Genomic DNA, 13,706 nt, shown 5'->3' with positions numbered 1-13,706 from the left:
ACGCCCAGGCAGTTTAGAACCCAGATTGAGCGCGGGGCCCAATTGTCTCAAATTAAATACATGCTTCTTAGATACTTAAACGGTGACCATTTCAAACGGCAGACAGTTCCTAACTTTGCCTGGAAACCAAACAAGTTTAACAAATAGAAAACACCATGGATCTCAAACAAGCTAATGTATTAATCACCGGCGGCAGCGACGGTATCGGATTTGGACTGGCCAGCCGCTTTTTACAAGCTGGAAGTACGGTATTGGTCACCGGGCGCAACGAAGATAAACTGGTCAAGGCCTCACAGGCATTACCAGGTTTGAAGACCCTTATCAATGATATTAGTGACCCCTTACAAAGAGAAGTCTTGGCCAACCATATTCGGCAATCAATGAGCCGTTTGAACATTATTATTAACAATGCCGGAATTCAGCGTCGAATCCCACTCGCCAGGGATAATGCCCAATGGACAGAGCGCCAAAATGAAATTGACATATTGCTTGCTGGTCCAATTCACCTCAATCATTTATTAATCCCGTTACTGTTAAATAATGCCCAGCCGGCCCTGATAGTCAATGTGACTTCCATAGGAGCATACATCCCACAAGCTTTTGCGCCTGTTTATAGCGCGTGTAAGGCTGCACTACATAGCTACACCATTACCTTACGCCATGCACTTGCGGGTACTTCATGCCGTGTAGTAGAGTTAATACCACCAGCTATCCAAACCTCGCTCGCTGGTCCAGATAGCAATCATGGTGCATCGCTTGATAATTTTTGCGACAAAGTCTTTCCCGAACTAATCGGTACAAATAAGTCCGAGATCGGTTTTGAATCTTCCGAAAACCTCATACCACAGCTTTCAGGCCAACCTGTTTCTGAAATATTTGAGGCCCGTGCGGCCCGGGCAGGTGTTGATTCCTATCTAAATTTGTCATAGGCGACACGGACAGAAACACCGGACTGGAAATAATCTCAATTTCCTTATTTTCCGTTATCCATTTTCAACATAGCGTCATAATTTCTGGTCCAAAGGGCTTGGTCACGCATACTGTTCGCCCAGGCGGTTCCCCAAGATGATACAACACCGACACCTATTGATGTCCACATTAGTCCTTTTAGATTATCACGATTCTTCGAGGTCGTTGAGAGAATAGTTCCGAGTGCCCCGGCAATAGAAAGCGTCATCGATATATTACGTATTCGTCGGGACCGCACATACAGCTTCATTCCAGCCGGAGAGATAGAGAACTCTTTTAACAATGCATTTTTGCCCTTGAGAGGCTTGCCATCTTTGACGTACATATTTCCTCCTACCAAATAGATGGTTTCCTTTGCGTACCATTTTGCCGCCGGGTTACTTATTGAATCAGCGCCAACTTGCTGGCGATCCGTTGTATCGCTTGCAACCTGTGCGTGTGCAATTGAGGAGATGATCGCGATCGGTAGTGTGATCAATATCAGCTTGCTGACATTCTTGCAAATCGGATGAAAGTCAATAAAAGAAAGTAGCATAGAATAGAATTTTACATTGGTGAATGTTGTAAAATTCATATACAAGTTTACGGAAGTTAAGCGAAAACTGATGAAAACTCCTTTTGAAGGGATAAACGCTGTTTCTGAATGGATAAATAGTAACCGAATGACACTTTTTGGCTACTATTTCGTAACCCTCTATATAGCTAACAATTACATTAAGAAGGATTAAGAAGGAAGATCCGGTTTTAACAAACCGGACCTTTGTAATCAGTTGATAGAATGACCGACCATCACTGCCTATTTTTAATTTCTGCCTGCCATTACCCCACCGTCTACATCCCAAATTGCCCCTGTCACCCAGCTTGCCTGTTCTGACAAGAGAAAATCTATCGTATTGGCCACATCCTCTGGTTTGCCAATTCTTCCTATCGGATGAAATTCGTTGAATCCTTGTAAGGTTTCCTCAATTTTATTCGGCTCGATAAAGGCACCATAAATTGGCGTTAGAACAACGGCGGGAGCCACGGCGTTAACCCTAATGTTGCTTTCTGCCAGCTCCATTGCCAGGTGTTGCGTCAGGCTATGCAAGCCAGCCTTTGCCATCGAATACGCAGACGAAGGTGTCGCTTTAATGGCCTGATGTCCCCACATGGATCCCACATTCACTATTGAGCCCCCGCCATTGCCTGTCATAATCCTGGCGGCAGTCTGGGTGATGAAGAAAAAAGCTTTGTTAAAATGATGATAGGCATCGTACTCGTCCGTGGTATGGTCCAGGAAGCTTTTGGGGCTGAAATAACCCGCGGCGTTAACCAGGTACCGCAAATTGGGGACAAGTTTGGAAAGGCTTTGCGTAAACACATCCACTTGGCCAAAATCGTGAAGGTCCAGTTCAACTTTCCGGACATTGCCTGTGCCGGTAAGGTCCGAAATATCCGACTGGTTTCGCCCCGCCCTTCCTACGACGATGACTTCAATCCCTCTTTGCGTCAGCAGGGTGGCAGTGGCCTTTCCAATGCCGGTAGTCCCACCGATAATCAATGCTTGTGGTTTCATAATAAGCTATATTGAACTGTTTTAATAATCAAAAATCAACAGTGCAAAGCTCGCATGAACCACCGCCGGAAGAAATGGATGAATTTGAAAAGTGCTGGTACTTTTAGGAAACCGAGCGCCGGAATTCGGAGGGTGACACTCCGGAATGCTTTTTGAAAAATTTAACAAAATACGATGGGTCTTCAAAGCCCAGCCGGTAACCAATCTGACTAATCTGCTGGCTGGAATGAACAAGCAGGCGCTGGGCCTCCAAGGTAACCCGCTCCTGGATCATTTGGGAGGGTGTTTTGTTCAGAGTTTGATTTGTCAGGTCTGATAAGGTCCTGGCCGATATATTCAGCTGTGAGGCATAATCTGACACATTTAGCCCTTTGGTAAAATTTTCATCGATCAGATTTACAAACCGCACCAGCTGCGCCCGCTTACCATTTACAATAAAGGGCGTCTTTCCCTGAGTCTGTTCATAAGCATTTTTTTTACGTTGGACCTGGATCAGGAAAGTTTTCAGGAATGCCTGCAACATATCATCGCGACCAAAAGAATTCACCTCTGATATTTCGGTTCTCATCAAATCAAGGACCAGTTCCAGCCGATCGTTATTTTCTCCGGCCACACAACAGGATGGGAGCTGAAAAGGGTTGTTGAACAAATCGCATTTAAGGAAGAAATTAAGCTCACTATCAGCCTTAGAAACAAAAAGCTCGTTAAAATGGATCAGAACACCATCATAGTCCGTGTTATCATCAAAATAATGCACTTGCCCCTTGCCAATGAAAAACATGGCATCTTCGATAACATCATACTCTTGAAAATCGACGAAATGTTTGCCAAAACCGGATTTGAACCAGATAATCTGGTAATAGCTGTGGATGTGGGGGCGTGATGCAACGGTAATGTATCTTGTCAGGTATGACCGCAAATCATAAATGCCAATCTGCATTGCAGCAGGCTGGTTAATATTCAAATGATACTCACTGATCACCGGGTTGGGATTTTTGCCCATTTAAAATTATTATGACACGCAACTTATATCAACAATGAACGGAATAGGAAACAACAGAAGTTCCCCCAGCTTGTCGGTGCTATTGTTGATTGAAGCGATGCTGCCCAAGATGGTACACGGGGTTATCACACTTGAAGTTGACTTCTGTAATTTGCCTCTTCGGACAATCTTTTCCCCTGGGTTAGTCGGTAATATACTACTTCGTAACTACGGTGACCAGCTTGAACCAATTTGTACCTCGTTGATTAGATACGGTCATTAAAATATTCAGCATGACGCGAAATCTGAATTATGAACCAAACGCCATGGCGTACGACTTTGAAAGCACTCGCGCAGTTTGACGCATCATTTAGCAAGCAGGTTAAGCTTAGCTACTTATTCATCCACGCAAAAATCGCAGAAATATGGGTAAATCTCTATGGAGTAGTGTCACTTTCATATTCTTAATCTATTCCGTAACAAGCTAAATTATACCGCCTTAATATATTTTTAGACTTGTCAAAAAGTAGGAAATGACACATTATGAGTATCCTTGAAATAAAAAGTGTAAAAAATATTCAACTTTTTTGAGGTGCAGGCTTTTAAAAAAAACCTCGAAGGTCAAGAATTTTAGTTATATTAACAAGCATTTCAAGGATTATTCATATATATTCTAATAAAAATATAATATATATCTGAATTTGCACAATTATTAGATAAAAACAAAATTTTTCAACTTATTTTATGGCTTGCTTTATATATTTTCTTTATCTAAGTTTGAATATAGACACAATCCGAACCTCAAATCTTAATGCTCATGGATTTAGTTAGAAGTATAATACACCGACAGTATAGGATATAAAAATATTTTTTTCTACCTTCGTGGCTCGATTGAAAAACACAGATAACGTTGCTAAAATAATACAATTATTTGTAGAAAAAAGGCAATTTGCAATCTCATAATGAACCTAACATTACCCGTAACCTCAGCTGCTTTTAAAGTCTATAACAGACAAGCAGGGTTCATTGTTGCAAGTACATTCCTGACTCAAATAGCTCGGAGACGTGATGCAGCACAGCGTCACCGTAGTTATGATCAACATTATCTCGCATTGAAAACTAATCTACATATATAATTAAGTACAATAAAAAACCCCCAGGGTATCGAGACCCCGGAGGTTAGTGAAAATACCAGCTCAAAAATTTAAATATCTTAATGACACTTAAAAAGAAGGTTGTGGGAACGTCTCGCAACCTTTTATTATTTTTAGATATTTTTGAATTTTCCGCCAGAAATGAAGTCTGGTAACGTACCCAACCGTAAGAGTAGTCAGAGGTTCCCCAGACCCGATTGGCTTATAAGTCAAAACTACAAATATTCCCGTCAGGTTACAACTGAATATTATTGACACAATTGAAATTCTGGGATTATCAAAATTCTTTCTTTGTATAATTACACAAATTACCAATTTTGAAGTTTTCAGATGGAAAATTGAATTTCTGATTGTCCATTGATTTGGCGTGGTTGGGGTCAGATGAGATATCCCAAATGACAAGTTGCATTAAATTCCTACATGGGCTAACGATATATTGTACACGTTATAGAATTTTGTAATAGTAATTAACAATTTACTTCTACAATAAGCTGCTATATAATTCAACTATGTAGAAACTATTGATTAGATAACACTACGTGCAACGGCGGTTGCGCCTGAAATTGCTGGGTTGACGCTGCATCAATCCAATCAAAAGAACCACGAAATTTAACTGGGCTATTCCCGGCCAAGGTTCTTATCCGGAGTAACTCCGGAAAATAGGCGGGGAGCAGTTTTTTTTCATTCGCTGGAACAACTAAAGTATTTCTCATGTTCTTTTGTCAGTGGGCTCGCCCGATGCCCACTGGAAGCTCATTTAGTTTGGAGTTCCACGGGACCAAGCTAGTTTTATGAATACCCTACGTTAGACAAGTACCTTCACTTTCGATGCCCGTGCGTTGGGAATGATGCTTTTACCTGCAAAAGTGCAGCGTAGGTATCGTTCCCATTGAATAGTATCCACCTCATTTTTGTCAGGAGTCTTCTCACCTAAAAAGTAAGACTCGGGCATGCGAGACGATAGTTTAAACTCAACTCAAGTACGACAACGCCAAGGGAGTGATTCTGAGCAAGGACATGTGACCCAGGCGAGTAGCCAAAAATCAAGGACCGCCAGAAAGGTAAGACGCAAGCGAAGCAAATATACCAGCCGTCGACGACCGGAAGCGAATCCCAATCCTCAGGTCGGAAATCAGGACTCCGAATCCCGCTCAACTGCAACTGATCGACCATCCGACATGGGCGGCTTAAAATTCCCTGTGAACTTCTGGACCAGGTTGAAGGATCCTCTTTTCTGGGTACAGTTAGGACGCTTTTTGCAGGAGCTTGGAAAGGAGGTGGATGGTTGGGTGTAATATAACCAAGAATGGAAAGGGTTGGAAGAGATTCCGACTCTCTTCATTTTCATATATCACGGCGCAAACAATATATAACTTGTGGTTATGTTAAAAGAGAGCCATCAGGCCATTGCCGTAAGCAACAAAGCCGACAGCGAAGACCCTTTTAGTAGAGTTAATATTATCATAACGTTTTAGGTAAGATCCGTTAATTGAAAAATAAACTTCCGGAAGCCGACATCAATAGCAATTGCGCCAGGCTCACAGTCGAAGGCTAACCTTATTCCAATCTTTGTTTCGTGGATATCTTTAAGTCTATCGTAAATATAAGGTTCTTGCAGTAACTTTTAAGCAGTCGTGTTTTTAATGATTCCGATCATTAGCTACCCAAAATACTGACCTTCGTAAGATTCGACATCGAATAGCAACTGAATCGAAGATTCATAACTGCATGTCTCATCTACGGCCATGCTCATATCGAGTGGGTCGTTTGCCGTCGCCGGCGGGGAATTCAATCCGAACGGACCTCCAATAAGATCGTCGTAGGCCGGTGGGTAAGGAAATCCTGGAAGTAAGGGGGGGACAGTTGGTAAGGTACGATGTCATATCCGCCCACAGGTTGGAATGAGGCCGGCGCAATTCGCTTTACGTAGACAGCATGCATGGATTCCCATTCAGCGCGAAGCGCAGCATTGATCGGTAATCCGATCGTACTGTCGCCCGGTAAGAAAGTCCTGATTACATTATTAGTTTTGTTACGCAAGAATTCTAATTTTATGATTTCAAATTCGCTGGGCAAAGCGCGGTCGGTCCCATCGACGCGCTGACAGTTGGCAAACGGATCAGGATCCGGAATGTTGTGAAAAAGGCCTTGCGAGGAAAAGTACAGCCAACATTGAAGCAGTTTGAAGCAAACATAATATCCTCATAATCATATCGATAATATTGTTGACTAATCAAAGAAGCCGATGTATCTCTCAGCTTACATATCGATTATCATTATTTTATCGAACGGTCACAATGGATGAGAAATAGGTACCAACCCTTTCCCAGTGCGGTGACAGGATTGTAACATACGAGAGCATTCGTAATCTGTCTAACCTCAATAAGTACAATTCAATTATCCATTTATGATCAAAATTAGATGAATAAGACAAAACTTTACTTGTTGTATAAATTACATTATGTTAAATAGAATATGTAAAGTTAGGAATTGAATCCTAAATTTACTCGTTTTTGACCCATTCCCTACTTGTCTTTAATCTATCCAAGAGTTGCAATTCCCAATCTTAACCTTACCTATATCACCAAAATCGCGACGTTCGTCACTATTTTTTGACGGCAAGCGCGCCGGCTAGTTCCTTTGCAGCATGGCTGTCATAGGGAATTTCATTAAGACGCTGGCCCGACAAAAAGATACCTGGCTTTATGTGGGGTTATTCTGTTGGATTTCAATCGGTTTTACGATTGATCAGCACGATCCGTGGGATGAATATTTTCAGTCACTCGCGGCACTAATAGGGTTCTTCTCACCAGTCCTTGCCATTACCTGGCTGCGGGAGCATAGCGGTCAAGGACGTTTCGAAAAGCGAAACCGGCGGGCATGGCTTGCCTGCTACCTCGGTTACTTGCCCCTACTATTGCTCTTGTCCGGCATTCAGATGAGCCCCCCGCATTTTTTGTGGACTGTGTTATTTATAGGCGGCATTTGCGTATCGATGCTAGAATGCATATTGGTGATTGAAAACCAATATTTCGGAAGATTGCGTCTCAAAAAATGGGTGCGTAAGCTGAGCCTTGAAAAGGCCGTGCTAATCAGCATCACCGGGCTCGCGCTGTTGCTGGGCGCAATGGCCGTTTCCAGCCTGGATAATCCACTATACCATTCCAAGAGTCAGTTGCTTATCGGTTTTGAGATACATCTGCTGAAAATTGCCGCGCGCTTTCCCATATTTATCAGCTATTCCCTCCAACTGCTATTGATGTACCTGGCAGGGTATTTTTTCTTTTATGTCAATAGCCGGTGGTTGGTTGCTCGCATTTTGAAAGACGGGGGCATTCTGCAATATGTGCTTTGCTCAGGCGCGCTAATTGGCATAACCTATCCGGTCCTGGGGCAACTGCTCGTCAGTTTGCCATTTAGCAAAGTGCTGGGCGGCGTGTTCTCGGCCAATCCGTTTGTCGCTGAAAATGCATTCGGTGCGATGCTGATCCTGATGGTGAGCCTTCCGGTGCTTCTGGCCATACAATGGGCACGGCAGAACTCCCTTATCACGGCTTTGCAACACGAGAAATCCGTAGCTGAACTGGATCTGCTAAAACAGCAGCTTAACCCGCATTTTTTCTTTAATACACTCAATAACCTGTACGCATTGAGCCTGACGCGTTCCGAAAAGACGCCAGAAAGCATTTTGCAGCTTTCAGATCTTATGCGGTACGTTATCTATAAAGGCAAAGAAGCATTTGTACCGATCGGTGATGAAGTTTCCTACTTGGAAAATTATCTTCATTTGCAGTCGATACGGCTCAAACCGGGTCATGACATTCGGTTCCAGACCGATATCGAAGACAATAATTTTCTCATTGCTCCCCTTCTTTTAATCGTTTTGATCGAAAACGCATTCAAACATGGGATCGAACCGGCAGATGGGCAGGCGTTCTTGCACATATCACTGACGGTTCAGCTGGAAAAGCTGGTTTTTACATGCTCGAACTCTTTTGATCAGTTATCCGGTAATCAAGCAGGTATTGGACTGACTAATCTTAAAAAACGCATAAATTTGATTTATCCAGGAAGGCATCGCCTATCGGTCCAGACAAACGGGACCGTCTACGAAGCAAGCCTGGAACTCACTAATGGTGTTTGATACTCACCGGCTTTTTCATAAGGATTGTAAAATGGGCAGAAAAATAGAAATGGTAGGGCGCTTGGTCAATATGCATGAGCACGATGATACCGCGGAAGACATTATCTACTGGTTGAAAAAATCGCCCTCTGACCGGCTGCATGCTGTAACTTTCCTTACAGCACAATCCCTGCCTGGCTCCCCAAATGAGATTAAGACAGAAGTGATTGATGCTAAGCAGGTAATCTATCCATTGTTCGAGCGCTTTTACAAATTACTTAACCTGCATGAAGTTCAGTATCTGACGATAGGCGGGTACGCTATGGCCTATTTCGGCATGCCACGTTTCAGTGATGACCTTGACATCTGGGTAAATCCTTCGCAAGAGAATATGTCCTTGCTTTCATCAGCGCTGATTGGCCTCGGTCCAAGTCTTATGATGGACGCGATCCTGCAAGATAATCCAGGCGACGGCAGCGTAAAGTTCGGCACCAAGCCTATGGCAGTGGATATCCATTTAAATTTGCCCGAGCTTGAATTTCAAAGCGCATTTGCAAACCGCGAGCTAGTTCAAGTCTCCGATGTTCAAATTCCCTTCATTTCAAAAAATGATTTCGTTGCCAGCAAACTATCATCGAACCGGATACAAGATATAACTGACGGCAAAATCATTCAGTCATCAAAAGGTCGCTAACCCATTGCTACCCGTCGGTTCGCGAGCATTTTCAAATATAAAAATGTTACTCACCGAAAGCTGAAAGGATGGTGATCTCAGATTCCAGCGCCAAAGACATCACTTCTTATGTGATGGTTATGTGACAGCTTGCTCACATTCGACAATCAAAAACACAACACTCGTACAGAAAATAGGTCAATTCTTATTTGATGGTTATTTGATTGTAGAGCACTTTAGCACAAGCAAAATGCCTAACAGGTGGCGTATGGGCACATTTCTTATTTGATGGTTATTTGATAGACGCAACGATGTTGCAGAAATTACCCTCTGATTCTCACAGGTACCTGCTCCCATCCCAAATTGTTAAGGACACTTGAAATGGATGGGCCTGATCAGGGTTATTTTCAGGATTTGTGACATACAATTTCGAATTGTCCTCAAAAGTCAATTCATGGACAATTACCTCCTTTTCGTTAATCTCGATCCGAAGGGCAATGGGGTTAAGGTCAGGAGCCGTCATCAAACCTTGCGCTGAAAGGATTGAATTAAAAAGTTGCTTTCTCTGCATGCCTACCTGGCTTGAAGTATGGGCATCATCGAATGCAGTTTGAAGAAACTTGTCGATACCAGGCCTGGTAAGATACTGGTTCGCATTGAGCTTAACATTGATTTGATCTGTCGCATCCTTCGAGGGGAAATTGCCATCAACGACGCTCTGATAATCTGCTCCGGAATCTATCTCACTCGCCTGGTGCAGGTAATGCCGGTAAACTCTGCCGGCAAGCGAAGCTTCATTGTCTACATACGCGATCCGGCCACCGTTGGCAATGTATGTTTCTCCGGCTGACGCTATGTGCAGATCCCGATCGTCAGCAGATGTGAATCGGCGATCCACCGCAAACCTTTGAACAGGATTCGCAGCACTGATCACTTCAAATTTATACTCTCGTCGAAAAGCCATAGCGAAAATTTCAGCGGTTAAAGGTGCCATTTTTACGGGCTAGATACAATTTACGCCGGTAAATATTATTTTTGGGCTGGCCCCGTGGGTAGGATATGCTTTGTTCAACCATGGTGGGTTATTCAACTCCCTGCCCCGGCCTTTTCTTAATACTGTTGCTCACTGGTTTCCGGCCATTCAGCTTCTGCCGGGTGCCTTGGCGTAAATTGTATTTCTTCCCATTGGCTACTATATTTTGGGATTATATTCTTGACAAATGGAGCCAAACGTTTACCAAAATCAGCTACCGGAAGGGTTTACTTCCTGGACACACCTTTACCATAGCATGCGACTTTGGACGCCGCTGGCGATGTCAACAGCAAATGGAGAGTCAGGTGAAATGTCATTTATGATTTCTGACCGGTACCCGGCGGCCCAGTGCGATGCCAAAATGCTGTTAGACACTGACTTTTTGAAAGCACGGCTCTTTGAAGAAATAGTGGCCAATTGTGAATTTGACGTCGATTTAGCAAAACGAGTGCGCGCTCTGGCTTTCACCCATCCGGACCGGGGCGCGATGGAAGACGGTAAAGTGGAAAAGGTGATCAACGGCATAATATTCCTGAGTGGGCTTAGGTTTGACCATGATGGGCAAAACATGCCAGAGTTCCTGCCAATATAAGTGCCAAAAAAGAAGATTTATCTTCCCATTGCTTCCCGCCAAATGATTTGTGGCTATCTTACAATCCTGACGATTTGCAGCTGTTAAGATGGAACACATATTCAAGGTTATCGACGCCTCGGTCGGTGATTTTAGCGAGGAATCCAGCATACTGGAACGCCTTAAAAGAAAAGAATTCGGACGCTCGGCTGGCATTAGTGTTCTTTCCAAGATCGAAGCATTTGAGAAAAAGCACCTTTATCTTTCTACCCAAATGAAGTATATCGGGATAGAAAACGGTATCCAGCACGATGGCCTAACCGGGTATTATTTGACTGTTTTCGAATTCGTTGACGGCTCGTTTTTCAAATCAGAACAAGAAGATTTGAAGCTCTCGGTCTTAGAGAAATGCTTTCACCTTTCAGAAGCTCATGCCTACGCTATGATGTCCAATCAGGCCGTTGAACGTGGCCTAAAAACGCCCCTGATGGAGCCCACACCTACGGAAAAACTAAGGAAAGGTGCCATCGAATTCCTAAACAAACAGTGATATGGATTTTGTTATTATAGGCACCGCTGGATCGGAGTTAGCTATCGATCAAGAGGTCTTACAAGGATACCTGTCCCAGAAGCAAGACGTGGTTGCGGCAATGCATTACCGGACTACCTGGGACAAATTTAAGACTGGCTCACTCGCAATTACAACGAACGTTTCTTTGATTATCAGCCAGCTGGATGGCAGTTTGACTGCGGCCACCTCAAAGCAAATTACGATGTTCCATTTTCCGGACGCTTCTATCATGACACGCGGTGCGACCCGGCGAGCTGTGACAAACTTCAAAGACTGCATTGATTTGTCCCAGGCACATGCATACGGCCATTTTATGTATAAAGCTTCCTCGCTGGAAATTGAGTTTTTGCCTTCTGCGGTACTGCCACTGGAACGGTATCAGGATGAAATCAAAGCCTTTCTCAGGAAAATATCGAAGCTATAAGCCTTTTGGGCCTAAGAATACAACGTTTGCCTGTCTGTCCAAAATGTCCTCTTGCGATGAACGACAATTCTTTGAATTCGGTGCCCGTCGGGGTCATATCGCCTTCCAGTGTTGTGGATTTTGAAAAAGTCATAACGGCAGGCGACCAAGTCTTTCGGACCCGTTAAGCCCTCAATTTTGCTCGCTGCAAAAGTCAAAGTTGTCCTGATCGAATCGATCAATTCGACCAACTTCGCATCTGGTATTTTTGTTGTTACCGAATGCGGAGCCACCTTTATATCCCACAATATTTCGTCCACATATGCGCCACCAATCCCTCGCATCTTCCTTTCAGTAAGCATGTACCCTTTGATAGACGATGATTTGAAAGTCCGTATCGATTTTCTCAGATATGCTAGCGTCAATGAGGGGTGCAGGGGATCATCAGTAGTGGCTAAGTCAGGATTTAATATGAGATAACTTTGGCCAGACAAATCGTCAATTGCCAACCCTATCTCATTTTCAAATGCCATTTCCATCACCTTGTATTCGAAACGATCATTTAATGGGGTCCAATACGGGATGGCACCGTCGCCAAAATAAATGCCTAGCACCTCGCCGTTGTCGAGCGCTAGGTGGATTAGTTTACCAACGCGTCGGACTTCCATTACGGTTGCATTTTGAGCCGCTTTGATGATCGAATCCGGAGCCTGTTTGAATTTCTTTTGCCAATGAATGTTGAGCTCAACCAGCTTCTTACCGATCAGAAGCCGGGCCAGCTTGGTTCTGATCACAGTCAGCTCCGGAATTTCTATCATTTCTAACGCTAGTAAAGCTCTTGGCTCGCAGTATAGTATGTTCTGCCAGACCCCAGTTTACCGACAATGATTTCCTCTCCCTCCGGCGAGTGGGTCTTCGCTGAATTGTGCACGTACCTATGGTCTTTGTTTTCCATTTCGAACACATCATCGCTTTTTCTTTTCATCAGATCCTGGGTCGCCTCGACAGTGACGTCACGGATTGCCTGATAAATTGAGCGCACTTTCTCAGCTGGAATATTCTTGGCGATCGAATAGGGCGATACTTTTGCGGCCCACAAGATTTCGTCCGCATAGGCGCTTCCTATCCCACGGATCTTATCCTGTTTTTGCAGAACCTCCTTTATTTTCCCACCGGCTTTCGAAAGTACCTGGGCAAGATAAGCCTCTGTGAAATCATCGCCCATGATATCGGGCACATCTGGAATTTCCGGGTTAAGGATCGGCTTTGCTTGCCCCATACCATCTAATACAGCGATGCCCGCGCCATTTTCGAAGGAAAGCTCGAAAATGGGGTTTTTAAGGTCTTGGTCGGTCGGTAAAAGGATCATCTTCCCTGTCAGCATCATGTGAATGCCAAGGATCTGATGGTTATCAAAATGAAGATGGAGCTCTTTGCCATTGCGGCCGACCGACAAGAGCGTCGCACCTTTTAGAGATGTGTTAAATTCTTCTTCGGTGGCTTTCACGCGCTTTTTCCAAAAAACTTCAATGTTCTTGACTTTCTGTCCATTGAAATGCTTTTGCAGGGTAAGTCCAACAACGTTCAATTCCGGTACCTCGGGCATGGCTAATGTTTGTTTGATAAGTGAACCCAATTTTAGCTAGATTTCGGCAAAAATCAACACCTGGTA

Annotated in this window: 12 protein-coding genes; 6 read left to right on the top strand and 6 right to left on the bottom strand. The window is 43.8% G+C overall.

All coding sequences use genetic code 11. The annotated features are described in order from the left end of the window. The first annotated feature begins 155 nt into the window (after window positions 1-155). Window positions 156-929, top strand: a complete 774-nt coding sequence (locus tag BMW93_RS31510; RefSeq protein WP_090386131.1) for an SDR family NAD(P)-dependent oxidoreductase — start codon at window positions 156-158, stop codon at window positions 927-929. A 44-nt stretch (window positions 930-973) separates the two neighbouring features. On the opposite strand, the gene BMW93_RS31505 is transcribed toward BMW93_RS31510, so the two are convergent. The 3 genes from BMW93_RS31505 to BMW93_RS31495 form a co-directional block, all read right to left on the bottom strand. Further along, window positions 974-1,543 (bottom strand): hypothetical protein, encoded by a 570-nt coding sequence (locus BMW93_RS31505; protein WP_143061756.1) that lies wholly within the window; start codon window positions 1,541-1,543, stop codon window positions 974-976. A 228-nt stretch (window positions 1,544-1,771) separates the two neighbouring features. Then, window positions 1,772-2,524 carry an SDR family NAD(P)-dependent oxidoreductase gene (locus BMW93_RS31500; RefSeq protein ID WP_090386125.1) on the bottom strand — a complete coding sequence of 251 codons (753 nt, stop codon included), beginning with the start codon at window positions 2,522-2,524 and terminating at the stop codon, window positions 1,772-1,774. Between the two features lie 103 nt (window positions 2,525-2,627). Next, window positions 2,628-3,527, bottom strand: coding sequence for an AraC family transcriptional regulator (locus tag BMW93_RS31495; protein WP_090386122.1), 900 nt, complete (start codon window positions 3,525-3,527; stop codon window positions 2,628-2,630). Between the two features lie 3,780 nt (window positions 3,528-7,307). Between BMW93_RS31495 and BMW93_RS31485 the strand changes: the two genes are divergently transcribed. Together BMW93_RS31485 and BMW93_RS31480 are read left to right on the top strand one after the other, a co-directional pair. Further along, entirely contained in the window at window positions 7,308-8,804 is a 1,497-nt protein-coding gene (locus tag BMW93_RS31485; RefSeq protein ID WP_090386116.1) for a sensor histidine kinase, read from the top strand. Window positions 8,805-8,835: 31 nt separating this feature from the next. Beyond that, on the top strand, window positions 8,836-9,477 hold the full coding sequence (locus BMW93_RS31480; protein ID WP_143061755.1) for a hypothetical protein: 642 nt from the start codon (window positions 8,836-8,838) through the stop codon (window positions 9,475-9,477). Between the two features lie 316 nt (window positions 9,478-9,793). On the opposite strand, the gene BMW93_RS31475 is transcribed toward BMW93_RS31480, so the two are convergent. After that, window positions 9,794-10,450: a hypothetical protein gene (locus tag BMW93_RS31475; protein ID WP_090386108.1), complete on the bottom strand. Its 657-nt coding sequence runs from the start codon at window positions 10,448-10,450 to the stop codon at window positions 9,794-9,796. A 295-nt stretch (window positions 10,451-10,745) separates the two neighbouring features. On the opposite strand from BMW93_RS31475, the gene BMW93_RS31470 reads away from it, so the two are divergent. The 3 genes from BMW93_RS31470 (at window position 10,746) to BMW93_RS31460 (ending at window position 12,055) form a co-directional block, all read left to right on the top strand. Then, entirely contained in the window at window positions 10,746-11,081 is a 336-nt protein-coding gene (locus BMW93_RS31470; RefSeq protein WP_218147757.1) for a hypothetical protein, read from the top strand. Between the two features lie 88 nt (window positions 11,082-11,169). Then, window positions 11,170-11,610, top strand: a complete 441-nt coding sequence (locus BMW93_RS31465; RefSeq protein WP_090386102.1) for a hypothetical protein — start codon at window positions 11,170-11,172, stop codon at window positions 11,608-11,610. 1 nt (window position 11,611) lies between these two features. After that, the gene (locus tag BMW93_RS31460; RefSeq protein ID WP_090386100.1) at window positions 11,612-12,055 is read left to right on the top strand and encodes a hypothetical protein; all 444 of its coding nucleotides are present in this window, start codon (window positions 11,612-11,614) and stop codon (window positions 12,053-12,055) included. 11 nt (window positions 12,056-12,066) lie between these two features. Here the strand turns inward: BMW93_RS31460 and BMW93_RS31455 are convergent, their stop codons facing one another. Beyond that, the gene (locus tag BMW93_RS31455) at window positions 12,067-12,852 is read right to left on the bottom strand and encodes a DNA-formamidopyrimidine glycosylase family protein (protein ID WP_090386098.1); all 786 of its coding nucleotides are present in this window, start codon (window positions 12,850-12,852) and stop codon (window positions 12,067-12,069) included. Between the two features lie 8 nt (window positions 12,853-12,860). Beyond that, the gene (locus BMW93_RS31450; RefSeq protein ID WP_090386095.1) at window positions 12,861-13,640 is read right to left on the bottom strand and encodes a DNA-formamidopyrimidine glycosylase family protein; all 780 of its coding nucleotides are present in this window, start codon (window positions 13,638-13,640) and stop codon (window positions 12,861-12,863) included. Between the last annotated feature and the right edge of the window lie 66 nt (window positions 13,641-13,706).

It is taken from the genome of Dyadobacter sp. SG02 (assembly GCF_900109045.1).
GTDB lineage: Bacteria > Bacteroidota > Bacteroidia > Cytophagales > Spirosomataceae > Dyadobacter.
Note: the sequence above shows the minus strand (reverse complement) of the source record. Positions and strands in the feature narration are given on the sequence as shown.

Excerpts from the sequence above, each read along its gene's own strand:
- BMW93_RS31495 (WP_090386122.1), bottom strand. The coding sequence starts at position 3,527 with ATGGGCAAAAATCCCAACCCGGTGATCAGTGAGTATCATTTGAATATT.
- BMW93_RS31450 (WP_090386095.1), bottom strand. The coding sequence starts at position 13,640 with ATGCCCGAGGTACCGGAATTGAACGTTGTTGGACTTACCCTGCAAAAG.
- BMW93_RS31500 (WP_090386125.1), bottom strand. The coding sequence starts at position 2,524 with ATGAAACCACAAGCATTGATTATCGGTGGGACTACCGGCATTGGAAAG.
- BMW93_RS31460 (WP_090386100.1), top strand. The coding sequence starts at position 11,612 with ATGGATTTTGTTATTATAGGCACCGCTGGATCGGAGTTAGCTATCGAT.
- BMW93_RS31470 (WP_218147757.1), top strand. The coding sequence starts at position 10,746 with ATGCGACTTTGGACGCCGCTGGCGATGTCAACAGCAAATGGAGAGTCA.
- BMW93_RS31510 (WP_090386131.1), top strand. The coding sequence starts at position 156 with ATGGATCTCAAACAAGCTAATGTATTAATCACCGGCGGCAGCGACGGT.
- BMW93_RS31475 (WP_090386108.1), bottom strand. The coding sequence starts at position 10,450 with ATGGCACCTTTAACCGCTGAAATTTTCGCTATGGCTTTTCGACGAGAG.
- BMW93_RS31505 (WP_143061756.1), bottom strand. The coding sequence starts at position 1,543 with ATGAATTTTACAACATTCACCAATGTAAAATTCTATTCTATGCTACTT.
- BMW93_RS31465 (WP_090386102.1), top strand. The coding sequence starts at position 11,170 with ATGGAACACATATTCAAGGTTATCGACGCCTCGGTCGGTGATTTTAGC.
- BMW93_RS31480 (WP_143061755.1), top strand. The coding sequence starts at position 8,836 with ATGGGCAGAAAAATAGAAATGGTAGGGCGCTTGGTCAATATGCATGAG.
- BMW93_RS31455 (WP_090386098.1), bottom strand. The coding sequence starts at position 12,852 with ATGATAGAAATTCCGGAGCTGACTGTGATCAGAACCAAGCTGGCCCGG.
- BMW93_RS31485 (WP_090386116.1), top strand. The coding sequence starts at position 7,308 with ATGGCTGTCATAGGGAATTTCATTAAGACGCTGGCCCGACAAAAAGAT.